The 22,493-nt window shown below is 69.7% G+C and carries 23 protein-coding genes; 8 read left to right on the forward strand and 15 right to left on the reverse strand.

Annotated features, from left to right (window positions below; translation table 11 throughout):
• Positions 1-6: 6 nt before the first annotated feature.
• The 10 genes from ABEA39_RS15645 to treS form a co-directional block, all read right to left on the reverse strand.
• A complete protein-coding gene (locus tag ABEA39_RS15645) occupies positions 7-513 on the reverse strand; it encodes a hypothetical protein (RefSeq protein ID WP_345376891.1) in 507 nt (168 codons plus the stop codon).
• A gap of 288 nt (positions 514-801) precedes the next feature.
• Positions 802-1,353, reverse strand: coding sequence for a TerD family protein (locus ABEA39_RS15650; protein ID WP_345376892.1), 552 nt, complete (start codon positions 1,351-1,353; stop codon positions 802-804).
• A complete protein-coding gene (locus tag ABEA39_RS15655; RefSeq protein ID WP_345376893.1) occupies positions 1,353-1,868 on the reverse strand; it encodes a hypothetical protein in 516 nt (171 codons plus the stop codon). The genes ABEA39_RS15650 and ABEA39_RS15655 overlap by 1 nt, the downstream gene beginning before the upstream one ends.
• Positions 1,869-1,890: 22 nt before the next feature.
• Positions 1,891-3,153 (reverse strand): toxic anion resistance protein, encoded by a 1,263-nt coding sequence (locus ABEA39_RS15660; protein ID WP_345376894.1) that lies wholly within the window; start codon positions 3,151-3,153, stop codon positions 1,891-1,893.
• Between the two features lie 46 nt (positions 3,154-3,199).
• Complete coding sequence (locus ABEA39_RS15665) at positions 3,200-3,778, reverse strand: TerD family protein (RefSeq protein WP_345376895.1); 579 nt, start codon at positions 3,776-3,778, stop codon at positions 3,200-3,202.
• A 19-nt stretch (positions 3,779-3,797) separates the two neighbouring features.
• Positions 3,798-4,379, reverse strand: coding sequence for a TerD family protein (locus tag ABEA39_RS15670; protein WP_345376896.1), 582 nt, complete (start codon positions 4,377-4,379; stop codon positions 3,798-3,800).
• Positions 4,380-4,437: 58 nt separating this feature from the next.
• A complete protein-coding gene (locus tag ABEA39_RS15675) occupies positions 4,438-5,028 on the reverse strand; it encodes a TerD family protein (RefSeq protein WP_345376897.1) in 591 nt (196 codons plus the stop codon).
• Positions 5,029-5,074: 46 nt separating this feature from the next.
• Positions 5,075-6,220, reverse strand: coding sequence for a DUF475 domain-containing protein (locus ABEA39_RS15680; protein ID WP_345376898.1), 1,146 nt, complete (start codon positions 6,218-6,220; stop codon positions 5,075-5,077).
• A 121-nt stretch (positions 6,221-6,341) separates the two neighbouring features.
• Positions 6,342-7,040: a 3'-5' exonuclease gene (locus ABEA39_RS15685; RefSeq protein ID WP_345377177.1), complete on the reverse strand. Its 699-nt coding sequence runs from the start codon at positions 7,038-7,040 to the stop codon at positions 6,342-6,344.
• Positions 7,041-7,121: 81 nt separating this feature from the next.
• Positions 7,122-8,918 carry a maltose alpha-D-glucosyltransferase gene (treS, locus tag ABEA39_RS15690; protein ID WP_345376899.1) on the reverse strand — a complete coding sequence of 599 codons (1,797 nt, stop codon included), beginning with the start codon at positions 8,916-8,918 and terminating at the stop codon, positions 7,122-7,124.
• 101 nt (positions 8,919-9,019) lie between these two features.
• Here treS and ABEA39_RS15695 point away from each other — a divergent pair, with 101 nt between their 5' ends.
• Together ABEA39_RS15695 and ABEA39_RS15700 are read left to right on the forward strand one after the other, a co-directional pair.
• On the forward strand, positions 9,020-9,919 hold the full coding sequence (locus ABEA39_RS15695) for an alpha/beta fold hydrolase (protein ID WP_345376900.1): 900 nt from the start codon (positions 9,020-9,022) through the stop codon (positions 9,917-9,919).
• Positions 9,919-11,016, forward strand: a complete 1,098-nt coding sequence (locus ABEA39_RS15700) for a glycosyltransferase family 4 protein (RefSeq protein ID WP_345377178.1) — start codon at positions 9,919-9,921, stop codon at positions 11,014-11,016. Before ABEA39_RS15695 ends, ABEA39_RS15700 begins: the two co-directional genes overlap by 1 nt.
• Before the next feature lie 3 nt (positions 11,017-11,019).
• Here the strand turns inward: ABEA39_RS15700 and ABEA39_RS15705 are convergent, their stop codons facing one another.
• Both ABEA39_RS15705 and ABEA39_RS15710 read right to left on the reverse strand, forming a co-directional pair.
• Complete coding sequence (locus ABEA39_RS15705) at positions 11,020-11,658, reverse strand: histidine phosphatase family protein (protein WP_345376901.1); 639 nt, start codon at positions 11,656-11,658, stop codon at positions 11,020-11,022.
• A 54-nt stretch (positions 11,659-11,712) separates the two neighbouring features.
• Positions 11,713-12,576, reverse strand: a complete 864-nt coding sequence (locus ABEA39_RS15710; protein WP_345376902.1) for a Sir2 family NAD-dependent protein deacetylase — start codon at positions 12,574-12,576, stop codon at positions 11,713-11,715.
• Positions 12,577-12,688: 112 nt separating this feature from the next.
• Between ABEA39_RS15710 and ABEA39_RS15715 the strand changes: the two genes are divergently transcribed.
• Complete coding sequence (locus tag ABEA39_RS15715; protein ID WP_345376903.1) at positions 12,689-13,501, forward strand: TrmH family RNA methyltransferase; 813 nt, start codon at positions 12,689-12,691, stop codon at positions 13,499-13,501.
• Positions 13,498-14,727: a D-alanyl-D-alanine carboxypeptidase family protein gene (locus ABEA39_RS15720; protein WP_345376904.1), complete on the forward strand. Its 1,230-nt coding sequence runs from the start codon at positions 13,498-13,500 to the stop codon at positions 14,725-14,727. The genes ABEA39_RS15715 and ABEA39_RS15720 overlap by 4 nt, the downstream gene beginning before the upstream one ends.
• A gap of 12 nt (positions 14,728-14,739) precedes the next feature.
• Here ABEA39_RS15720 and ABEA39_RS15725 read toward each other — a convergent pair whose 3' ends face one another.
• On the reverse strand, positions 14,740-15,546 hold the full coding sequence (locus ABEA39_RS15725) for an SGNH/GDSL hydrolase family protein (protein ID WP_345376905.1): 807 nt from the start codon (positions 15,544-15,546) through the stop codon (positions 14,740-14,742).
• Between the two features lie 22 nt (positions 15,547-15,568).
• On the opposite strand from ABEA39_RS15725, the gene ABEA39_RS15730 reads away from it, so the two are divergent.
• From ABEA39_RS15730 to ABEA39_RS15745, 4 genes are all read left to right on the forward strand, one after another.
• Entirely contained in the window at positions 15,569-16,759 is a 1,191-nt protein-coding gene (locus tag ABEA39_RS15730; protein WP_345376906.1) for an acyl-CoA dehydrogenase family protein, read from the forward strand.
• A gap of 77 nt (positions 16,760-16,836) precedes the next feature.
• Positions 16,837-18,174, forward strand: coding sequence for a DNA polymerase IV (gene dinB / locus ABEA39_RS15735; protein WP_345376907.1), 1,338 nt, complete (start codon positions 16,837-16,839; stop codon positions 18,172-18,174).
• Positions 18,175-18,293: 119 nt separating this feature from the next.
• The gene (locus tag ABEA39_RS15740) at positions 18,294-20,075 is read left to right on the forward strand and encodes a DEAD/DEAH box helicase (protein WP_345377179.1); all 1,782 of its coding nucleotides are present in this window, start codon (positions 18,294-18,296) and stop codon (positions 20,073-20,075) included.
• 31 nt (positions 20,076-20,106) lie between these two features.
• Entirely contained in the window at positions 20,107-20,325 is a 219-nt protein-coding gene (locus ABEA39_RS15745; protein WP_345376908.1) for a hypothetical protein, read from the forward strand.
• 65 nt (positions 20,326-20,390) lie between these two features.
• Here ABEA39_RS15745 and ABEA39_RS15750 read toward each other — a convergent pair whose 3' ends face one another.
• Entirely contained in the window at positions 20,391-20,996 is a 606-nt protein-coding gene (locus ABEA39_RS15750; protein WP_345376909.1) for a hypothetical protein, read from the reverse strand.
• 123 nt (positions 20,997-21,119) lie between these two features.
• A complete protein-coding gene (locus tag ABEA39_RS15755; RefSeq protein WP_345376910.1) occupies positions 21,120-22,259 on the reverse strand; it encodes a hypothetical protein in 1,140 nt (379 codons plus the stop codon).
• Positions 22,260-22,493: the final 234 nt, after the last annotated feature.

The raw sequence follows: 22,493 nt of genomic DNA on the forward strand, positions 1-22,493 counted from the left end.
CGATTGTCAGGGACGGCGCTCGGGAAAGTCGAACTGCGGGGTCATCGCGAAACCGAACTCTCGGTGAACTTCCGGGTCGGTCGTCGCCGCCGCGACCCGCTCGGCGCGCAGTTCGAGAAGTCCGTCGACGACCAGCAGCGAGAGAGCGGGCACATCGCCTTCCCCCCAGGCCGAGACGGTGAGGGTCACGCCGTCGAGGAGGCGGACGCCCAGCACCCCGGCGCCGCGACCGACGACGAGCCCCCGACGCAGTTCTCCGACGTGCCGGAGGGCCACCAGGACGGCGCCCTCGTCGAAGCCGACGAGGGGCCGGTTGCCCGAGGTGGGCACGACCGCGCCGACGTGGCTGCCGCTGTGGGAACCCTCGGCCGAGCTCTCGTCGCTCGCCGCCCCGGTCAGGCCGGTGACGGACTCCCAGGCCACCGACGACGCACCGGTCACGACGAGGCTGCCGATGGCCGACTGCAGACGGTCGAGGCGCACCATCGGCACTCGGGCGTCGATGCCGGTCACGTCGCGAGGCGCAGGTGCGTCGAAGGGCTGGGGTGAGCGAGGGCGGGATGCACGGGCCGGCGCCTCGGCTGCTGCGACGGTTCCGCCCAGCACGAGCCCTGTCGGCCTCGGAGGTTCGCTCGCGGGTGAACGCCCCGCGGCCCCCTGCGGCTCCACCCCGTCCGGCTCGCGTGGCGTTGAAGGCACCGAACGCGTCGGCGGCTCCGGACGAACGGCTTGTGGCGCGACCCGTCGTCGCAGGTAGGGCAGGTCGGAGCGGACTCCTCCGCGGGAGACGAGCGCCACGGCTTAGAAGTCGATCCGGAAGTCGGCGGCGACGCCGGCCAGTCCGGTCGTGTAGCCCTGCCCGAGGGCGCGGAACTTCCACTCGTCACGGTGCCGGTAGAGCTCGCCGAAGATCATCGCGTTGATGCTGCGGTTGTCAGCCGCCGAGACGGTGAAGCGGACCAGTTCGACCCCGGCGGGCGTCGCGATGCGGATGAACGCGGACCGGATCGAGGCGAAGGTGCCGGGGCCCCGGAGCTCGGGGTCGACGTAGACGATGAAGACGATCTTGGCGACCTCGGCGGGCACACCAGAGAGGTCGACGTCGATCTCTTCGGCGTCGCCCGAGTCGACGAACTCGACGGAGCCGTCCTCGCTGACGAGCTGGTTGAAGAACACGAGGTGCTCGTTCGACAGCGCTTTGCCGTCGCTCCCGCACAGCACCGTGAGCGGGACGAGCTCGGCCTGCGGACCGCGGCTCTCGATCTGCTCCCAGCCGAGGGCGACGACGACCGAGGACAGCCCCGGGTTCTCGGCCGTGAGCGCGGCGTTGGCGCCGGCCACCATGGTCGCCATCAACGGCCGCCGGCAAAGGACCCGGAGTCCAAGGTCAAGGCGGGTGCCTGGAACTTGTCGGCCAGGAAGCGTCCGTGCACCGACAACTCGGCCACGGCGTGAGTGCGGATCTGGTTCAGGAGGTCGTCGAGGGTCTCGCGGATCAGTGCGGTCTGCTCGAGCAGCAGCCCGGTGGCCCGGGAGTCCGATCGGCGGTCGTCGGCGGACAGTGCGACGTACGCCTCGAGGGGAGTCGGGATGTGGTCGCGGATCATCGTGTCGAGGAGGAAACGCTGCTCGGTCGAGGCGTCTTCTGCCGAGGCGGTCACGAGGACCACCCGCAGAAGGTCGTCGAGTTGACGGAGGCGCGACGTGACCAGCGGCGGCATGAGGGCTCCCAGGCTGCGGATGCGCACCCCGAGCTCGTCGAGAGCCCGCGCGGTCGCCTCCGCTTCGGTCTCGACCACCGAGTCGGGTGTCTCGACGACGCCCGTCTCGGGCCGGGAACGGAACGAGTCGACGAAACGCCGGATCACGCGGGAACCTCGCTCATCGATGTCAGCGCCCGGTGCCGATCTGCCCCGGGGTGCCGGACGTGCCGAGCTGACGCGCGGTGCCGACCTCCTGGCCCTCGCTCTGACGACTCCGTTCGAGGTACGGCTTGGCCTTCTGGATGCCCTGCTCGAGGGCGGTGACGGTGCCCTGCATGTTGTTCGCCGCAGTCGACCGGAAGGTGTCGATGGCGTCCATTGTGGCGAAGACGTTGTCGAAGGCCTTCTGGAGGGTCTCGACGCTGACGCCCGACGTGGACGCCTGCTCCTGGATGCGCGTGGTTTGATCGCGCAGCATCTCGCTGGTCTTGAGGATCATGTTGTTGGTCGTCGTGTTGATCGCGTCGATCTGGTCGAGGACCATCTTCTGGTTGGCCAGAGCCTGGGCGACGACGACCGCCGTGCGCAGGGCCGCGATGGTGGTGGTCCGGGCGCGGTCGACGCCCTTGATCAGCTCGAGGTTGTTCTTCCGGATGAGGTCCATCGCGAGGTAGGCCTGAACGGAGACGGCGAGCTGGGTCAGGATGTCCTGGTGCCGCTGGCGGACCGGGAACAGCACGTCGGCCTCGAGCTTCTGCGCCTCCTCCATCCGCCCCGTCGTCTTGAACGAGTCGATCTTCTCGACCGTCGCGGCGTCGAGGGCCTTGGCGAAGGTGGCGTACTCGCTGAGGGACTGCATGGTCTCCCACAGCTGGACCTTCTCGGCGGCGAGCGAGGCGTTGTCCTTCATCAACTCGTCCTGGCCCGACATCAGCGATTTGATGATCGCGTCGAGCTGGGTCTGGGCCGACTCGTATTTCTGGAAGTACTTGGCGAGTTTATTGCCCCCGGGGATGAAGCCCAGGATCTTGCGACCGACGCCGAGGTCGGCCTGGTTCGGCGTCAGGTCTTCGACGGTCGAGCGGAGCTGCCCCAGCGTGCCCGCGACGGCTGCCTGGGCGTTGTTGCCGGACCGCTTGGCCCCGGCCACCGACGTCGACGAGCGGTCGAGCATCCGGCTGGAGAACCCGCCGGAGGCCGTCATCTCTTTGCCGGCGATCGACGAGATGCCGTCGACCTTCTCGGTGAAGGCGGGGGAGCGCGGGTCGAGGTTCGCGAGATCCGCGACGAACTCGCGGGCCTGACGCTGGATCTCGACCTGCCGCTCGGCGGGGACGGGGACCATGCCGGGCGCGTCGTCGACCTCGACGACCTCCGGAGCGTCGGGGGCGCGGAGGACGAGGGCCGCGGCCTGATCGTCTTCACTCGGCGGGGTGAGGGGTGACGCCATTCTGGTTACCTGCCTTGGTCGAAGGACTGGGGTGGGGGAGGGCTGGTCAGCCGAGCTGCACGCCGAAGTCGTCCGCGATGCCCGCGAGACCCGTGGTGTAGCCCTGCCCGACGGCCTTGAATTTCCATTCGGAGCCGTTCCGGTAGATCTCGGCGAAGACCATGGCGGTCTCGGGGGCGGCGTCTTCGCTGAGGTCGAAGCGGACGACCTCGGCTCCGTCCTGATCGACGACGCGGCAGTACGCGCCCCGCACCTGCCCGAAGTTCTGGCGGCGGGCGTCGGCCTGGTCGATCGACACCGCGATGACGACGCGCTGGACGTCGGGCGCCACGATGCGCAGGTCGACGTTGATCTGCTCGTCGTCGCCGTCGCCCTCGCCGGAGCGGTTGTCGCCCTGGTGCACGACGGAACCGTCGGCACTCGACTTCTGGTTGTAGAAGATGAAGTCGGCAGACGAGCGGACCTTGCCGTCGGCGCCGAGGAGCAGAGCCGAGGCGTCGAGGTCGAACGCCTCGCCGCTGGTCGTCCGGGGGTCCCAGCCGAGGCCGACGGTGGCGATGGTGAGACCGGGGCTGGTCTTGGTGAGCGAGAGGTTGTTGCCCTTTTCGAGGCTGAGTCCTGCCATGATTCTCGTGTCGCTTTCTCTAGTCGAGCTGGATGCCGAAGTCGGTGGCGATACCGCGCAGGCCCGTGGCATAACCCTGGCCCACTGCCCTGAATTTCCACTCCGACCCGTTGCGGTAGATCTCCGCGAAGATCATCGCGGTCTCGGCGGCCGCGTCTTCGGAGAGGTCGTATCGGACGACCTCCTGCTGGCTCTCTTCGTTGACGACGCGGCAGAACGCCTCGCGGACCTGACCGAAGTTCTGGCCGCGGACGTCGCCCTGGTCGATCGTCACGGTGATGACGATGCGCGCGATGTCGGGCGAGACGAGACTCAGGTCGATGAGGATCTGCTCGTCGTCGCCGTCGCCCTCGCCGGTGCGGTTGTCGCCCTGGTGCACGACCGAGCCGTCGGCGGCCGCGAGCTGGTTGTAGAAGATGAAGTCGTCGTTCGACCGGACCCTGCCGGCAGCGGTGACGAGGATCGCCGAAGCGTCGAGGTCGAACTCCGTGCCGGCGGTGGTGCGAGGGTCCCAGCCCAGGCCGACCATCGCCCGGCGGAGCCCGGGGTCGGCTTTCGAGAGGGAGAGGTTGTGCCCCTTCGAGAGCGTCAGGCTTGCCATTGCATGTTTCCTTTCGAACGAGGGATGCGCGGGGCCGGTTCGCCGACCCCGCGGCGGGTCAGAGCGCCTGGATCGCCGGCGTGATGAGCTCGCCGACGTGGCGGCCCGTCGCGCGGTCGCCGATCGCCTTGAACGACCAGCCCGACCCCTCGCGCGAGACCTTCGCCATGATCATGGCGGTGTGGGTGCCGGCGTCGGTCAGCTCGTAGCGGGCGACCTCGGGTGCGCCGGGAGTCGACTCGTCGACGAGGCGGCAGAACGCGTTCTTGACCGAGTCGAAGGTCTGGCCGCTGTAGCTCGAGATGACGAACACGATCTGCGTGGTGGTGGCGGCGACCTTCGAGAGGTCGACGAGGATCGTCTCGTCGTCGCCGTCACCGGCCCCCGTGAGGTTGTCGCCGGTGTGCTTGGCCGAGCCGTCTTTGCTGGCCAGCTGGTTGAACCACACGGTGTCGACGGGCTGACCCGACGCGTCGAAGAAGATGGCGGATGCGTCGAGGTCGACCTCGGCCTCTTTCGAGCGACCGAAGAAGCCGCGTTTGGCGGGAGCCGCGGCATCCCAGCCGAGCCCCAGGCGGACCTTCGAGAGGTTGCCGCCGTCTTTCTTCGTCAGGGACAGCGACTGGCCCTTGGTCAGGCTCAAACCCATGCTCGATCTCCTTCGATTGCTGTTGTCTGGACTGTACTGCTCCGGCCTAGGCCGGTACGGAGTGTTCGCTCGCGGCGAGGCGCCGATTTCTCACCACGGAGGTGATGAACGCCCCGAGGATGAAGACGACGCCGATGAGGCCGGTGACGACCTCGCTCACCTCGGTGGTGATGGTGACGAGGAGGATGACCGCCAGGGCACCGATCGCCCAGTGCGCACCGTGGTCGAGGAAGACGAACTCGTCGAGGGTGCCCTGGCGCACCAGGAACACCGTGAGCGACCGGACGAAGATGGCACCGATGAGGCCGAGGCCGAGGGCGATGAGGATCGGGTCGGACGTGATCGCGAAGGCGCCGATGACCCCGTCGAACGAGAACGACGCGTCGATGACCTCGAGGTAGAGGAAGAGCAGGAACGCCGCCTTGCCGACGACTTTGCCGACGCCGACGACACCGGACCCGGAGCCGCCCTTCTGGCCGCTGCCCGTCTGCCCGCTGATCTTCTCGGCTCGCTCTTCGACCTCGTCGGCGTCGACGTGCCCGTCGAGGTCGTCGTCGTCCGCCTCGAAGATCGCGCCGAGACCGTTGACCAAGAAGTAGAGCACCATGCCGGCTGCGCCCGAGATGAGGACGATGGCCTGCTTGTCGCCGGCCCAGAGAGAGGCGGCGATGAGCGCGAGGAGACCCACGATGACGCTGACGCTGTTCAGGCGGCCGATGAACGCCAGCGGCTTCTCGAGGAAGCCGAGCCAGTGGATGTCGCGCTCTTCGAACATGAAGTCGAGGAAGATCATCAGCAGGAAGATGCCGCCGAAGGCAGCGATCTGCGGGTGAGCGTCGTGCAGGAGGTAGGCGTAGCTGCCGGGCGTGTCGATCGAGCCCTTCTCGAGGGCGAGGCGGACGGCGGCCACCGGGTTGAGGCCCGCCGTGACGGCGACGATCACCAGCGGGAAGACGATGCGCATGCCGAGAACGGCGATGAGCACACCGACCGTCAGGAAGATGCGCTGCCAGAAGGCGCTCATCCGCTCGAGGATCCGGGCGTTGACCACCGCGTTGTCGAAGCTGAGGCTGATCTCGAGCACACCGAGGATGGCGGCGACGACCAGCCCGCTGGGCCCGCCGTAGACGAGTGCGATGGCCAGGGCGATGACGGTGATCACGAGGGACCACCCGAACGTCTTCAAGAACACAGGTGCAGGGCCCCCCGAATGGATGAAGCATGGGCGTCGATCACCCAGAGAGCCATGTTAGAGGACGGTGGATGGCATTTCTGTGAACCTGCGGGGAGATCGCAGGGAGAGGTTGTGCTCGTCAGGCGCGCTTGGGCCATTCGCCCGTCGCGGTGAACGCCGGGTCTTTGCGACGCATGTACTCCTGGAAGCTGGCGGCCTGCTCGCCGCACCAGCCGACCTGGAGGGTGTGGAGGTCGCGCGCGGGGACGTCGAGCTTGTCGGCGTGCCGACGGGCCATCGCCTGCGCCACCCGGCCGGCGGCGATCGCATCGGCCCCGGCGTCGTGGGCGTCGGTGAGGGAGACCTCGTAGAACTCGGCGGCCGCCTCGAGGGTTCGCTTGCCCTTGCGGTATTTGTCGACGGCCTTGTCGATCACGAGCGGGTCGACGACGCAGCCGTCGTCGCCGAGGGGCTCGAGGCCGTACCGACGGGCCTCGCGGTCGAGGACGGTCAGGTCGTAGGGCGCGTTGTAGATGACCAGGGGGATGCCCCGGGTGAAGACCGCGCGGAGGGCCGCGATGATCTCGGACACGACCTCGGAAGCGGGTCGACCCTCCGCCTGCGCCTTCTCCGTCGAGATGCCGTGCACGGCGGAGGCTCCGGCCGGGATGTCGACTCCGGGGTCGGCCAGCCACTCGCCGTGGGCGATGCTCGCACCGGTCGCGTCGATCAGGCCCACGTGCGCCGTGACGATGCGCGCGGTCTCGACGTCGACGCCGGTCGTCTCGAGATCGAAGACGCCGAGCGCCTTCCACCAGGCCGTGGGGACCGGAGGCAGCTCGCCGACGACGGGTGCACCCGGAACCGAGACGGGCGCCGCGGGGACCGGGGGCAGGGACGAATCACTCACGCCACGAGCCTAGAGGGCACCACCGTCACCGTCGGTCGCGTCGGACGGGACGACGGGCAGCGCGGCCGTCACCGGCGGGACCGCCAGCGGCGTCACGTCGGGGTCCGGCCCACCGATGTGCAGCCAGAAGAACGCCTGGGTGCCCATCGTCAGCGTGACCTTGCCTTCGGCGTCGAACGACGGGAAGGTCGCGCCGCCGAACAGGTCGAACAGCTTGCGGCCGGCGAACTGGGGCGCGGTGATGGTGACGGACGCCGGGTTGTGGGCGAAGGAGAACACGCACAGGACGTCTTCGGCCGAGTCGCCGAACTGGGTACCCGACCCGGCGTACGAGCGGACGAACGAGAGGACCGACTCATGGTCATTCTCGAGCACGGCCATGGTGCCGAGGCCGAACGTCGGGTGCGCCTTGCGCACGTGGATCACGTTGCGGATCCAGTGCAGGAGCGACCGCGACTGGGCGAGCTGGCTCTCGACGTTGACCAGGTTGTAGTTGTAGACGAGCGACTGGACGACCGGCAGGTAGAGCTTGCCCGGGTCGGCGGTCGAGAAGCCGGCATTGCGGTCGGGCGTCCATTGCATGGGCGTGCGGGAGGCGTCGCGGTCGTTGAGCCAGATGTTGTCGCCCATGCCGATCTCGTCGCCGTAGTAGAGGAACGGCGAGCCCTTGAGACTGAACAGCAGGGCGTGCGCGAGTTCGAGCTCGGCGCGCGAATTGTCGAGCAGCGGAGCGAGGCGACGGCGGATGCCGATGTTGCTGCGCATGCGAGGGTCGTACGCGTACCAGCCGTACATCGCCTGCCGGTACTCCTCCGAGACCATCTCGAGGGTGAGCTCGTCGTGGTTGCGGAGGAAGACTCCCCAGCCGGCGTTCTCGGGCACGTCCGTGGTCTCGGACAGGATGCGGATCAGCTCCTGCGCGTTCTGCGAGCGCAGGGAATAGAAGATGCGCGGCATGACGGGGAAGTCGAAGGCCATGTGGCACTCGGGCTCCTCCTCGGTGCCGAAGAAGGCGGCGACCTCGCGGGGCCACTGGTTGGCCTCGGCGATCATGATGCGGCCGGGGTACTCGTCGTCGATCATGGTGCGGAGCTTCTTGACGAACTCGTGCGTCTCGGGCTCGCCCTCGCCGTTGCCCTCGTCGGACTGGTACAGGTAGGGGATCGCGTCGAGGCGGATGCCGTCGACGCCCAGGTCGAGCCAGTGCCGGATGACGTCGTAGATCGCCTCGTGCACCTTGGGGTTCTCGTAGTTGAGGTCGGGCTGGTGCGAGAAGAAGCGGTGGAAGAAGAACTGGCGGCGGACCGGGTCGAAGGTCCAGTTCGACTCTTCGGTGTCGACGAAGATGATCCGGATGTTCTCGTACTTCTCGTCGGTGTCGCTCCAGGTGTAGAAGTCGCCGTAGGGCCCGTCGGGGTCTTCGCGCGACTGCTGGAACCAGTCGTGCTGGTCCGAGGTGTGGTTGATGACCATGTCGATGACGATGCGCATGTTGCGCTCGTGCGCCTTCGTGACCAGGTCGCGGAACTCGTCGAGGGTGCCGAATTCGGGCAGGATCGCCTTGTAGTCGGAGATGTCGTAGCCGCCGTCGCGCAGGGGCGACTGGAAGAACGGCGGCATCCACAGCGCGTCGATGCCGAGCCACTGCAGGTAGTCGAGCTTCGAGGAGAGACCGGCGATGTCGCCGGCGCCGTCGCCGTTGCTGTCGACGAACGACCGGACCATCACCTCGTAGAAGACGCTTCGCCGATACCACTGCGGGTCGAGGGTCAAGCCGGGCAATTGGATGGGGGCAGTGAAGCTCACTGGTCTCCTCTGAGCAGGGGCTGTGACCCGGGCGGACGATCTCGCCCCACTCTAGGACCCGCCTCCGGCCGCCCGTCCAGATCGCTCCTTAGACTGGCCCGGTGATTCCACCGAGCCCGACCGTGCCCTCCCCGTACGCGAGCCGCCTGGCCGCTCTCCCACAAGAGGAGCACTCGGTGGAGGTGCTCGGCTCGTCGACGCATTACTGGGTCTACGGGCCGCGGGATGCACGGGTCACCCTGGTCGCGGTGCACGGGTTCCGCGGCGAGCACCACGGCCTCGAGCCCGTCGTCGCGCACCTTCACGACGTGCGCGTCATCGCCCCCGATCTCCCCGGCTTCGGCGACTCCCCGGCTCTCGGCGGGCGGGAGCACTCGACCGCCACCTACGCCGAGTGGCTCGGGGCCTTCCTCCGGGCGTTGGGGCTGGGTGACGACGTCGTGATCCTCGGGCACAGCTTCGGCTCGATCGTGACGAGTGCCGCCCTGGCCTCGGGGGTGAAGGCGTCGAAGCTGATCCTGGTCAACCCGATCGCGGCGCCGGCCCTCAAAGGTCCGCGCGGCATCGCGACCCGGCTGGCGATCTTCTACTTCTGGCTCGGAGCCGTCCTGCCGGAGCGGGTCGGGCTGGGCCTCCTGCGGAACGGCGTGATCGTGCGTCTCTCGACCGGAAGCATGATCAAGTCGAAGAGCGCCTCGCTCCGACGGTGGATCAACGACCAGCACGACGTCTACTTCTCCCGTTTCGCGACGCGGCAGGTCGTCCTCGAATCGTTCAAGGCCTCCGTGTCGAGCGACGTCTCGACCTACGCGTCCCGCATCCACACCCCGACCCTGCTGATCGCCGCCGACCGTGACGACATCACGGCGCTCCCGGCTCAGTACGAGCTGCAGAAGCTGTTCCCGAACGCCCGGCTCGCCGTAATCGAGGGGGTCGGGCACCTGATCCACTACGAGAAGCCGGCCGAGGCCGCCGCCGCCATCGAGGGGTTCCTCGCGTGATGGCGCGGGGCGGGCATCCCGCGCTCTCGATCGTTGTGGACTGCCGGTACGTGCGCGTCGGTCGTCACGACGGCATCAGCCGGTTCACCGCCGGGGTCGTGACGGCTCTGGCGAAGCGGCACGACGTGACGATGCTGGTCAACGACGTGCGACAGCTCGACAAGCTGCCCGACGCACCGCACCGGCTGGTCTCCGCGCCGACGAGTGCCCTCGAGCCGCTCGTGGCACTGCAGGTGAACCGTCTGAAGCCGGACGTCGTGTGGTCGCCGATGCAGACCATGGGCACGCTCGGTCGCCGCTACCGGCTCGTCCTGACCCTGCACGACCTCATCTACTACACGAACCGGACTCCGCCACCCGAGTTCGCCCCGCCGATCCGGCTGCTCTGGCGCCTCTACCACCTGGCCTGGTGGCCGCAGCGGATGCTCCTGAACCGGGCCGACGCGATCGTCACCGTGAGCGGCACCACGGCCGCCGAGATCGCCGAGCACCGGCTGACGTCGAAGCCGGTGACGGTCGTGTACAACGCGGCCGACACCGCAGCGGGGGATGCCCCGGCCATACCCCGCACCGAGCCCGCGACCCGCGACCTCGTGTACATGGGCTCGTTCATGCCGTACAAGAACGTGACGGCGCTGGCTCGCGCCCTCCCGATGCTCGACGGCTACCGCCTGCACCTGCTGAGCCGGGTGTCGCCCCGGGAGCGCCTGGCCCTTGCGCAGGTGGCACCCGAGGGCGCGCTGGTGTTCCACGACGGGGCGAGCGACGAGGAGTACCGGTCGGTGCTGCTCGGGGCCACCGCCGTGGTGACCGCCTCGCGAGCCGAGGGCTTCGGGATCCCCCTGGTCGAGGGCATGACGCTCGGCACGCCTGCCGTCGTCAGCGACATCCCGATCTTCCGCGAGATCGGCGGCGACGCGGCGGTGTACTTCGACCCGGAGTCGCCGGCGTCGATCGCGGCCGCGGTGCGCCGCCTCGAGGAGCCGGGGGAGTGGGCCGCGCGGAGCGCCGCCTCGGTCGAGCAGGCCGCGCGGTTCTCGTGGGAGACCAGTGCCGACACCCTCCTCGAGCTGCTGGAGCGCGTCGGCGACGAGTGACGTCTACGCGTCGGGCTGGTTCTCGAGCGCGTTCTGGTAGCCGAACTCGTAGCGGCCCGGAGCCTCGGACTGCGCCTCGATCGGGTCGTCGAACTCGCACAGGGCGAGGTCGCCGTCGACGAGTTCGAACGAGTGGATCGATCCGTTGCGGATCGGCTGCCCGACGGCCGGCCCCTCGTCGGGAGCCACGTGGCCGACGACCGCGCGGATGACGGCGCCGTGGGTCGCCACGACGACGGCTCCGCCCTGGTATTCGTGGGCGATCGCGAGGAGCGCCGGGATCACCCGTCGGAGAAGATCGTCGACGCTCTCGCGGCCGGGCACGTCGGCTCCGTTCGGGAACGCCCTCTCGACCTCGTCGAACACCATGCCCTCGGCCTCGCCGTAGGCGCGTTCGACAAGCGCGTCGAGGGTTGCGGGAACGGGGAGACCCAGCCGCTCGGCGATGATCGAGCCGGTCTCGAAGGCCCGGACGAGCGGGCTGGCGACGACGGCGTCGAAGCGCCGGCGGGAGAGCAGGTCGGCGGCGGACGCGGCCTGCTCGCGACCGAGATCGTTCAGGGGGATGTCGGTGGAGCCCTGGATCCGGCGAGCGCGGTTCCAGTCGGTCTCGCCGTGGCGCACCAGGTAGAGCAGGGTCATGGGGTCCTCCGTGCGGCCGATGCTCGGCTGCGCTCGGGAACCCGCGAGGGGGACCTACGCGACGACGAGGCGGTCGACCAGGGCCGTCAGGGTCTCCGACGTGCCGGCGTTCAGCTTAACGGTGGCCCGGGCATCCCCCTTGGTGACGCCCCGGTTGACGACGACCACCGGCAGCTTCTTGCGCAGGGCGGTCTCGAGCAGGCGGATGCCGGAGTTCACGACGAGGGAGGAACCCGCGACGAGGAGCGCCTCGGCACCGGCGACCATGGAGCGGGCCTCGGCGAAGCGCTCGACGGGGACGAACTCGCCGAAGAAGACCACGTCGGGCTTCAGGATGCCGCCGCAGACCGTGCAGACGGGAATGGTGAACGAGTCGATGTCGTCGACCTCGACGTCGCCGTCGGGGTTGAGGCGGACCTGGTCGGGGTGGTCGAGCCAGGGGTTGGCCTCGGCCATGCGCGCGGCGATGGTGTCGCGGGCGAACGCCTGGCCGCAGACCAGGCAGACGACGCGGTCGACGGTGCCGTGCAGGTCGACGACCCGGCTGGAGCCGGCGCGGAGGTGGAGACCGTCGACGTTCTGCGTGACGACGCCGTTGGTGACGCCCGCGGCCTCGAGTGTCGCGAGTGCCCGGTGCCCCGCGTTGGGCTTCGACGACGCGAAGGTCAGGTAGCCGAGGTGGCTGCCGGCCCAGTAGCGCTTGCGGAACTCCTCGTTGCCCTGGAACTGCTGGAAGGTCATCGGGTGCCGGACCGGGGCGCCCTCGCCGCGGTAGTCGGGGATGCCGGAGTCGGTGCTGACGCCGGCTCCGGTGAGCACGGCGACGCGTCGGCCTCGGAGGACGTCGACCGCCCTGTCGAGGAGGACGGAGTCGGAGGAGCCCTCGACCGAGGACGGCGGCGCGGTGACGTGCGGCATGCGGGAACTCCTCGGATCGGTGACGCTAGCCTAAACAACGACTCTTTCCGATATGTTTCCGTCTCCTGCGAGCGCCCGACCACGGCGCCCGGGAGCCCGCTTGGAGCGTGCCTTGCGCATCACCCGCATCACCGATCTCGATCGCCCCGAGTTGGCCGACTATTCGGGCCTCACCGACGTCGTGCTGCGCCGCAAGACGGAGCCCGAGGGTGGCCTGTACATCGCCGAGTCGTCGAAGGTGATCGAGCGCGCTCTGCGGGCGGGTCACGTGCCGCGCTCCGTGCTGCTTTCGGAGAAGTGGCTGGCCGACATCGAGCCGCTGGTCGCCGACTACGAGGGCGACGTCTTCGTCGGCGAGTCCGCGCTCCTCGAGCAGCTCACCGGGTTCCACCTGCACCGCGGCGCCCTGGCTTCGATGCATCGTCCGGCGCTGCCGACGGTCGAGGAGATCACGCGGGATGCCCGTCGCATCGTCGTGCTCGAAGACATCGTCGATCACACCAACGTCGGCGCCATCTTCCGGGCGGTGGCGGGCCTCGGTGCCGACGCGGTCCTGATCACCCCCCGCTGTGCCGACCCTCTGTACCGGCGGAGCGTGCGCGTCAGCATGGGCACGGTGCTGCAGGTGCCCTGGACCCGGCTGCCGGAGTGGCCCGAGGGTGCCGAGCTGCTGCACGGGCTCGGGTTCGAGATCGCGGCCCTCGCACTCAGCGACGATGCGGTGACCCTCGATGCGTACGCCGCGCATCCCCCGGAGAAGGTGGCGATGCTGTTCGGGACGGAGGGCGATGGCCTCAGCCGTCATGCGCTCTCGGCGGCCGACACCGTGGTGACGATCCCGATGCTTCACGGGGTGGACAGCCTCAACGTGGCGGCGGCCTCCGCGGTCGTGCTGTGGGCACTGCGGACGGGAGTCGGGGCATGAGCCGCACCCGTGCCCTGCGACCGAGGCGGGCGGCGCGGCGCACGGGCTGGATCGCCCTCCTCGCTCTCGTCGTGGCCGTCGGCGTGTACCTGCCGGCCACCCTGCTCGCGCCCCTGCCGTCGACCGCCGCCGTCGTCACGTCGTTCGCCGCCCCGACGGAGTCGAAGCTCGATCTCACGTTCCCGACCTACGGCGGGAGTGCCGTCGAGGCCGTCGGCTTCGAGAACAGCCTGCAGACCAGCGGAGACACGAGTCCGCGGTCGATCGCTTCGATCAGCAAGATCGTCACGGCACTCGTCGTCCTCGACGCCAAGCCGCTGAACGGCGGTGACGGGCCGACGATCACCTTCAGCGCGGCCGACACCGCCCTCTACTCGACCTACCTCGCGCAAGACGGCGAAGTCGCCGCGATGCCGACCGGCGGTCAGCTCACCGAGAAGCAGGTGATGCAGGTCGCCCTGATCAAGTCGGCCAACAACTACGCGGCCACCCTCGCGTTCTGGGCCTTCGGATCGAACCAGGGCTACGTGACGGCCGCGACGAAGTGGCTGAAGGCCCACGGCCTCGACCACACGAGCCTCGCCGAACCGACCGGCCTGAACCCGGCCAACCAGAGCACCGCCAGCGATCTCGTGAAGCTCGGCAAGCTCGCGGTCGCCGACCCCGACATCGCCTCGATCGTCTCGACGACCTCGATCACGCTGCCCTACGCCGGAACGATCCAGAACTCGAACAAGCTCCTCGGCATCGACGGGGTCGTCGGCATCAAGACCGGCACGCTCGACCAGGCCGGCGCCTGCCTGCTCTTCGCCGTGAAGGAGCAGATCGACGGGCAGGACGTCACCGTCGTCGGCGCGATGCTCGGCGGGAAGGACCACCCGTCGCTCGACGTCGACGTGCAGAAACTGCTGGCCGGGGTGAAAGCGGGGTTCCACACGGTCCACGCCGTGGCGAAGGGCGCGACCTACGGGAGCTACTCGACGAAGTGGGGGGCCACCGCGAAGCTCGTCACGACGAAGGCCGTCGACAAGCTGGTGTACGGCGACGTCTCGGTGAAGGCGCGGATCACGACCGAGAAGGTCCATCAGGCGAAAGCGGGCGAGGACGTCGGCTCGCTCACGGTGTCGATCGGCGGCACCAGCGAGAAGGTGCCGCTCGAACTGGCGTCGGACCTCCCGGGGCCGGACGCCTGGTGGCGCATCACCAACCCGAGCGTGACGCTCTAGCCCTTTCTGCCGTCAGGCGTCGTCGCGTGGCCGGGCCGCCTCGCGGTACACGACCGACACGGCGTCCGGCCGCTTCGCGCTGCGCCCGTCGCCGGACGACTGGTGCCGCACCCGGCGCAGCACCCAGGGCACGAGGTACTCGCGGGCCCAGCTGACGTCCTCCCGGCGGGCCTCGCGCCATCGGCGAGCGGCGACCGGCGGCACGGTGTACTCGAGGAGGTCGTTGTCGACCGCGAGCGAGGCCAGCACCATCCGCGCGATCGTGTGATGGCCGAGCGGAGAGAAGTGCAGCCGGTCGGGTGCCCACATGCGCGAGTCGGCGAGTTCGCGCAGAGCCCACATGTCGGCGACGACCGCGTCGTTGCGGAGCGCGATGGCGTGGACGTTCTCGTTGTAGACGGCGACCTTGCCGCGGATCCGGCCGAGCACCGGCGTCGCTCCGATGTCGGGGCCGGTGAAGAGGACGACCGTCGCGCCCTGCGACGAGAGGCGCTCGACAAGACCCTCGAGGCGGGATGCCACCTCGTCGGGGTCGGTGCCGGGGCGAATGATGTCGTTGCCGCCCGCCGAGACGCTGATCAGGTCGGGCTTGAGGTCGAGAGCGGCGTCGGTCTGCTCGTCGATGATCTGCTGCAGGAGGCGCCCGCGCACGGCGAGGTTGGCGTAGGCGAAGTCGTCGGTCGTGGAGCCGAGGACCTCGGCCACGCGGTCGGCCCAGCCGCGGTACCCGCCGGGCACCGAGGGCTCGGGATCGCCGATCCCCTCCGTGAAGGAGTCACCGATGGCGACGTAGCGGGACCAGGGGTGGGCGCGAGTCATGCCACCAAACTACCCTCGTGTCGTGACCACCTCAGCCGCGCATCCCACGCCCCTCGCGCCCTTCGACCCGACCTCGCTGCTCGACGACGAGCTGCTCGAGCGCTTCCGATCCCGGGCCGCGGACTACGACGCCCGGAACGTCTTTCCGACCGAGGACTTCGAGGAGCTGCGGGAGCTCGGCTACCTGACGCTGGCGGTCCCGGTCGCTCAGGGCGGGCGGGGATTGGGCGTGCTCGACATCGCCGCCCTGCAGAGTCGTCTGGCGACGGCGGCGCCGGCCACAGCGCTGGCGGTGAACATGCACCTGGTCTGGACGGTGACGGCGAGCATCCTGCGCTCTCGGGGCGACGACTCGCTCGCGCTCGTGCTCGACGACGCCGCGGCGGGCGAGGTGTTCGCGTTCGGGGTGAGCGAACCCGGCAACGACCTCGTGCTGTTCGACTCGGTGACGCGGGCGGAGCGGCTGGACGACGGGGCGTACGCGTTCACCGGCACCAAGATCTTCACCTCGCTGTCGCCCGTGTGGACGAGGCTCGGCGTCTTCGGCCGCGACGACGGCGACCCGTCGGCACCGCTCGTCGTCCACGGTTTCCTCGATCGCACGACGCCCGGGCACACCTCGCTCGGAGATTGGGACACCGTGGGGATGCGCGCCACGCAGTCGCACACGACCCGTCTCTCGGGAGCCGTCGTCCCCGCCTCGCGGATCGTGCGGAAGCTGCCCGTGGGGCCCAGCGCCGACCCGCTCGTCTTCGGCGTCTTCGCGGCCTTCGAGACGTTGATCGCCGCCGTCTACCGCGGGATCGCCCGGCGAGCCCTCGCCCTGGCCATCGCGTCCGCCTCGTCGCGGACCTCGCGTCGAGCCGGGGGAGACCCGCTCGCGCTCGACCCCGTGGTGCGGTGGCGGGTGGCCGACGCGGCCATGGATCTGGACGGGCTGGAGCCGCAGGTCGATCGGATCGCGTCCGACCTCGACGCCCTGGTCGACCGGGGCGCGGACTGGTTCCCGGCTCTCGTCGGGCTGAAGGTGCGGGCGACGGAGACGGCGGCACGGGTGGTCGATCGGGCCGTCACCGTGGCCGGTGGGTCGTCGTACCGCGCCGACACCGAGCTGGGGCGGCTCTACCGCGACGTGCTGGCGGGGAGGTTCCATCCGTCGTCGAGCGACTCGGCGCACGCGACGGTGGCGAGTCGGCTTCTCGGACCCGCCTGAGGTCGCACCGCTCGGCCGTCGACGCCCGGCGATGTCGGGGGCTCGTGTGAGGATGATCGGGCTGGAAGGAGGCACGGGTGAGCAAACAGGACGGCAGTGGCAGACAAGTCACCGCGACGCCTCTCGACGACCCCCGCGCCACGATCCTGCACGTCGACATGGACGCCTTCTTCGCCTCCGTCGAACTCCTCGAGCACCCCGAGCTGCGCGGCAAGCCGGTCGTCGTCGGCCACAACTCGCTCCGGTCGGTCGTCACCGCCGCCACCTACGAGGCCCGCAAGTTCGGGGTCAACTCCGCCATGCCCATGGCCGTCGCCCTCCGACGCTGCCCGCAGGCGATCATCCTCGAGCCGCATTTCGAGCGATACCGCCACTTCTCGTCGCAGGTCATGGCCATGTTCGACGACGTCACCCCGCACGTCGAACGTCTCGGCATCGACGAGGCGTTCCTCGACGTCACGGGGTCGAGGCGCCTGCTCGGGTCGTCGTTCGACATCGCCACCGCCCTCCGCAAGCGCGTCCACGCCGAGACGGGGCTGCACTGCAGCATCGGGGCCGCCTCGACCAAGTTCGTCGCGAAGCTGGCGTCCAGCGTCGCCAAACCCGACGGCCTGCTCGTCGTGCCGCACGACGAGACGCTCGCCTTCTTGCATCCCCGTCCCATCAGCGCCCTCTGGGGTGTGGGTGGCCGCACCGAAGAAGTCCTCCGTGGCTACGGGCTCTCGACCATCGGCGACGTCGCCTCGACCCCCCTGGCCGTGCTTCAACAGGCCATCGGCATGGCCGGCGGGCAGAAGATCCACGACCTCTCCTGGGGCCGCGACAGCCGACAGGTCACGACCCGAGTCGACGAGAAGAGCGTCGGCCACGAGGTCACGTTCGAGAACGACGTGCTCGGCGCCGACCACATCCGCCGAGAGCTGTTCCGGCTGAGCGACCAGGTGGGGCGGCGTCTCCGCGCCGCCGGTGCCGTCGGCCGGACGGTCGTATTGAAGCTCCGGTTCGGCGACTTCCAAACGATCACCCGGTCGAAGACGCTCGCCGACCCCACCGATCTCGGCCGTCGCATCTACGAAGAGGTCCGAGGCGTCTACGAGGCCACCGGCAAGCAGGACACCCCGATTCGCCTTGTCGGGGTCCGAGTCGAACAACTGACCTTCAGCGACGACGCGTCGGCGACCGGCGCCGTCGGGCTCTGGGACGACGACGCCGACTGGCGTGAAGCCGAGAGCACGATGGACGCCCTGCGTGCTCGCTTCGGGCCGGGCAGCGTCACCTCCGCCAGCCTGCTCGGCACGTCGACGAAGCGGATCAGCCGTGGCACCCGCCCACCCGAACGCGTCCCGATGAACGACCCTCAGGCCCGAGACCACGAGGCCGGCTGGGCGTCCCGACACGGCGACGACGGCGAGTAATCTTGTCGTCAGTGAGTACCTCGCAACCCTTCGATTTCTCTTCGCCCGACGACCAGCCGGTCGGGGCCGGGTCGGGCGAACCCGCTCCCTCCGGTCAGCAGAGCCCGGAGGTCGGCCAGATCGCCGGCAATTCGGCGGCGGAGCACCTCTCACCGGCCTTCCCCGAACGAGCCGCCTGGGGCACGGCCGCCAAGCTGCGCGCTTGGCAGGCCGAGGCTCTCGAGCTCTACTTCTCGAAGATGCCCCGCGACTTCCTCGCGGCGGCGACCCCTGGCGCCGGCAAGACGACGTTCGCCCTCCGCTTGGCGACCGAGCTGCTGTCGCGCGGCGAGGTCGATCGGGTCGTCGTCGTCGCGCCGACCGAGCACCTCAAACGCCAGTGGGCCGATGCGGCCGACCGCGTCAACCTCCGCCTCGACCCCCTGTTCAAGAACGCCGACGTCACCTTCGGGCGGCACTACCACGGCGTCGCCGTCACCTATGCCCAGGTCGGCATGAAGCCCGAGGTGCTGCGCGACATCACCGCAGCCGGCCGCACCCTGGTCATCCTCGACGAGGTGCACCACGGCGGCGACGCGCTCACCTGGGGCGACGGCATCCGAGAAGCGTTCCAGAACGCCACCCGAAGGCTCTCCCTGACCGGGACCCCGTTCCGGTCCGACACCGCCCCCATCCCCTTCGTGTCCTATTCGCCCGACGAGCACGGCATCCGCACGTCGCAGTCCGACTACGCCTACGGCTACGGTCGTGCCCTCGCCGACGGAGTGGTCCGGCCGGTGCTGTTCATGGCCTACGCCGGCCAGATGCGCTGGCGGACCCGGATGGGCGACGAGATGAGCGCCTCCCTCGGCGAGGCCGTCACCAAAGACATCACGGCCCAGGCGTGGCGGACCGCCCTGTCGCCGCAGGGCGACTGGATCGCTGCGGTGCTCTACGCGGCCGACAAACGCCTGACCGAGGTGCGACGGGGTGTGCCCGACGCCGGGGGCCTCGTGATCGCGACCGACACCACCGCCGCACGGGCCTATTCGGCGCTTCTGACGAAGCTGACGGGAGAGCGCCCGACCGTCGTCCTCTCCGACGAGAAAGCGGCCAGCGACCGCATCCAAGCATTCTCCGACGGCGAGAGCCGGTGGATGGTCGCGGTCCGCATGGTCTCCGAAGGCGTCGACGTGCCGCGCCTGGCTGTCGGCGTCTACGCCACGTCGGCCTCGACGCCCCTGTTCTTCGCGCAGGCCGTCGGTCGCTTCGTCCGGGCCCGACGCCGGGGCGAGACCGCGTCGATCTTCCTCCCCAGCGTTCCGGGCCTCATGGCGCTCGCCGGGCAGCTCGAGCTCGAGCGCGACCATGCTCTCGACCGCCCCACCTCGGCCGACGACGGCATCTTCGCCCCCGAAGAGGACGCCATGGTGGCTGCGGCCAACCGCGAGGAGAAGGCGTCGAGCCTGCTCGAGCAGCAGCCGTTCGAGGCCCTCGACGCGCAGGCCTCGTTCGACCGGGTGCTCTACGACGGCGGCGAATTCGGCACCGGCGGCGAGATCGGCAGCCTCGAAGAGCTCGACTTCATCGGCATCCCCGGCCTACTCGAACCCGACCAGGTGCGCGACCTCCTCCGCCAGCGCCAGGCCACGCAGGCGGGCCGCGCCGCTCGCCGCCCCAAGACCGGCCTGCCGACGCAGGTGGAGGCGCAGGCCCGTCCCCTCTACCAGACCATCAAGGAGCAGCGGCAGGAGCTGAGCCGCCTCGTCTCGATCTGGTCGCGCCACTCGAACGAGCCGCACGGCGTCATCCACGCCGAACTCCGCCGCGTGAGCGGCGGGCCGTCGGTCGCTCAGGCCTCGACCGAGCAGATCCAGAAGCGCATCGACGTGCTGCGGGGTCGCATCGGCCAGGGCAAGTAGCCGCCGCCCGACCTCGCCGTAAGATCGACGGATGCTCGACGAGACCGGACCCGACACCTGGCTCGTCCGCGCGGCACCGGAGGCCCCACCCGAGGCCGTCGTCGAAGCGTTCTCGCGCGGCTATCGTCTGAGCAGCTGGTCGCTCGTCGAAGCAGAGCGACAGAGCCTCGGCGTGTTCATGACGCCGGGCCTCGCCGAGACCGCCTGGTGGCGCCACCTCGATCGCGCGGACCCTCGCCCGGCCGACTGAGCGGTCGCGGCGACCCCGACTGAGCGGTCGCGGCGACCCCGACTGAGCGGTCGCGGCGACCCCGACTAAGCGGCCTCGTCGCACTCGCATTCCGACCCGCAGTCGTCGTCGCAGCCGCAGGCGCCGTCGCACTCCGACCGAGGCCGCGCAGGTGCCGGACAGGGTGCCGCACCCGACGAAGTGCCCGACGTCGCTCCCGAGCCGCTAGGGGCCGCCATCGGCGGCAGCTCGTCGAGATCGGACTCGTCGTACGAGGCGATGCCCTCGTCGTGGCAGAGGTACACGCGCCGAATCGAGTACACCTCGGACCCGGCCGCGCAGAGGTGCCGGATCCACTCGCAATCGGACTCGCTCGGACGAGCCGGGCCCGGCCGCTCGACGATGAAGACGAACGACGCTGCCCCGAACTCCCGATGAAGGGTGCCGAGGAGCTCGGTGAGGCCCTCACCGGCGGCAGCGCTCGCTCGGAGGGGCAGGTCGCCGATCGGGATCATGACCGGCAACTGGACGTCGTCCGCATCGAGGAGCAGGAGCCAGAGCTGCGTCTGCACGGCGCAGGGCACGAGTTGCCGCACCCTCTGGTCGAGAAGGACGGGTGAGGTCAGCGGCAGGTGGGAGTCGAGGAGGGACGGGTCGAGATCGGACTGCGGGGCGGAGGCGGTGAGTGTCATGCGACGAGGATGCAGCAGGACGCGCATCCCGCCGACGTCTCTCCCCAGGCGAGCAGCCGGACGCAGCCGGAACCGGACCTGTGGAGAAGAGGTGGAGCGGACGCGGAAACGCGTCCGAACCTCTCAGGACTCGTCGGTCTGCGCCCCGTTGGCCTCCGCCATCCGCGCGAGGTCGGCGATCGAGAAGCCGCTCCGTCTGGGGGCGGCCTGTTCCTCGGAGGCCGCAGGCGACACCGAGGGCGCCACCGGGCTCGAGGGAGCGGTCGGCCGAACCGCCGTCTTCTTCTGCGCCCGGAAGTCCGACACCGCCCACGTGTTCCGCAGCAGCCGGAAGTGCCTCGGAGCGACCGCCGTCATGACGACGCCCAAGGGAGCGACGTCGAGGCTGAGCAATTCGGCCTGGAGCGCCAGGAGCGCCTCCTCGCTCGTCCGGTTGGACGCCACGACGAGGAGGACCGCGTCGGCCACGGGAGCGATCGACCGCAGATCGAGCGGCAGGGAGGCCGTCGACGCCTGCGCCACGACGACGTCGTACCGGTCGCCGAGACCGTCGAGATGCAGGTCCACAGCGGCGAGACGATCGGCCCGCGAGGAGGACGACACCCCCGTCGGCACAGGCAGGTGCTGGTAGCCCGCACCGTCCGACCATTGCCCCCGGGCGTACGGGAGGTCTTCCAGCGTCGACGGGCGCGAGACCATGCGGCTGTCGAAATCGGAGTGGAGGATGCCCGTCACGAGGCCGCTGTCGACGAGAGCCCGAGCGAGCCCCCCATCGACGCCCGCCGACTCGGCGACGGTGTCCGTGCGCGCCACGACGAGCCGCCGCGGCACCGATCCGCCGTTGAGGGCCCGCGTGTTCAGGACGGCCTCGCGCAGGGCCGCCTGAAGCCTGTGAGCCGCGCCCCGTGCATCCTCCGTCTGCAATTCGAAGTCGTCGCCGTCGAGGCGGAGGGATGGCACCTGAGCGACCACGGGCAGGCCTGTGACCCGACGGACGTCGTCGACCGTCGTCACGACGGGCCGGAGGGACAGGAGGGCGATCGCGAAGAAGAATCCGCCGGCAACGCCGAGGAGCACCAGCACACCGACGACGGCCAGGCGTTCGGAGTACGACGCCGACCTGAGCCCCGGGAGGATGTCGACGAGCACCGTCGCCACCACGAGACCGGCTACCGCCCCGCCCAGCACGACGAACCAGCGCCGCCCGAGCTGCACGACGACGTCCGTGAACCCCCGACGGTCGGAGCTCTCGCGGGCGCTCACGCGCGCGCCTCGTGGGGGACTGTCGCGAAACGGACGTCGGACACGAAGCACCTCTCGGTCGGCGTGATCTCGAAAGCGCACTGGACGGCGATCGGGATCGGGGACGGGAACGCGATCCGAGACGGGACCCCGGTGGGGGAGGCCCTGCCCATCGGGTGCGCCCGGAGGGAACGGGTGGGAACGCCGTCACAAGAGGGATGGCGCACGCCATTGTGGACCACCACCGCCCTCGGG

This window comes from Frondihabitans cladoniiphilus (genome assembly GCF_039544345.1).
GTDB lineage: Bacteria > Actinomycetota > Actinomycetes > Actinomycetales > Microbacteriaceae > Frondihabitans > Frondihabitans cladoniiphilus.

What these genes read in the sequence shown, in the direction of transcription:
- ABEA39_RS15665 (WP_345376895.1), bottom strand. Translation starts at nt 3,778, where the DNA reads ATGGCAGGACTCAGCCTCGAAAAGGGCAACAACCTCTCGCTCACCAAG.
- ABEA39_RS15700 (WP_345377178.1), top strand. Translation starts at nt 9,919, where the DNA reads ATGGCGCGGGGCGGGCATCCCGCGCTCTCGATCGTTGTGGACTGCCGG.
- ABEA39_RS15745 (WP_345376908.1), top strand. Translation starts at nt 20,107, where the DNA reads ATGCTCGACGAGACCGGACCCGACACCTGGCTCGTCCGCGCGGCACCG.
- ABEA39_RS15705 (WP_345376901.1), bottom strand. Translation starts at nt 11,658, where the DNA reads ATGACCCTGCTCTACCTGGTGCGCCACGGCGAGACCGACTGGAACCGC.
- ABEA39_RS15670 (WP_345376896.1), bottom strand. Translation starts at nt 4,379, where the DNA reads ATGGCAAGCCTGACGCTCTCGAAGGGGCACAACCTCTCCCTCTCGAAA.
- ABEA39_RS15660 (WP_345376894.1), bottom strand. Translation starts at nt 3,153, where the DNA reads ATGGCGTCACCCCTCACCCCGCCGAGTGAAGACGATCAGGCCGCGGCC.
- ABEA39_RS15650 (WP_345376892.1), bottom strand. Translation starts at nt 1,353, where the DNA reads ATGGCGACCATGGTGGCCGGCGCCAACGCCGCGCTCACGGCCGAGAAC.
- ABEA39_RS15750 (WP_345376909.1), bottom strand. Translation starts at nt 20,996, where the DNA reads ATGACACTCACCGCCTCCGCCCCGCAGTCCGATCTCGACCCGTCCCTC.
- ABEA39_RS15710 (WP_345376902.1), bottom strand. Translation starts at nt 12,576, where the DNA reads ATGCCGCACGTCACCGCGCCGCCGTCCTCGGTCGAGGGCTCCTCCGAC.
- ABEA39_RS15720 (WP_345376904.1), top strand. Translation starts at nt 13,498, where the DNA reads ATGAGCCGCACCCGTGCCCTGCGACCGAGGCGGGCGGCGCGGCGCACG.
- ABEA39_RS15725 (WP_345376905.1), bottom strand. Translation starts at nt 15,546, where the DNA reads ATGACTCGCGCCCACCCCTGGTCCCGCTACGTCGCCATCGGTGACTCC.
- ABEA39_RS15675 (WP_345376897.1), bottom strand. Translation starts at nt 5,028, where the DNA reads ATGGGTTTGAGCCTGACCAAGGGCCAGTCGCTGTCCCTGACGAAGAAA.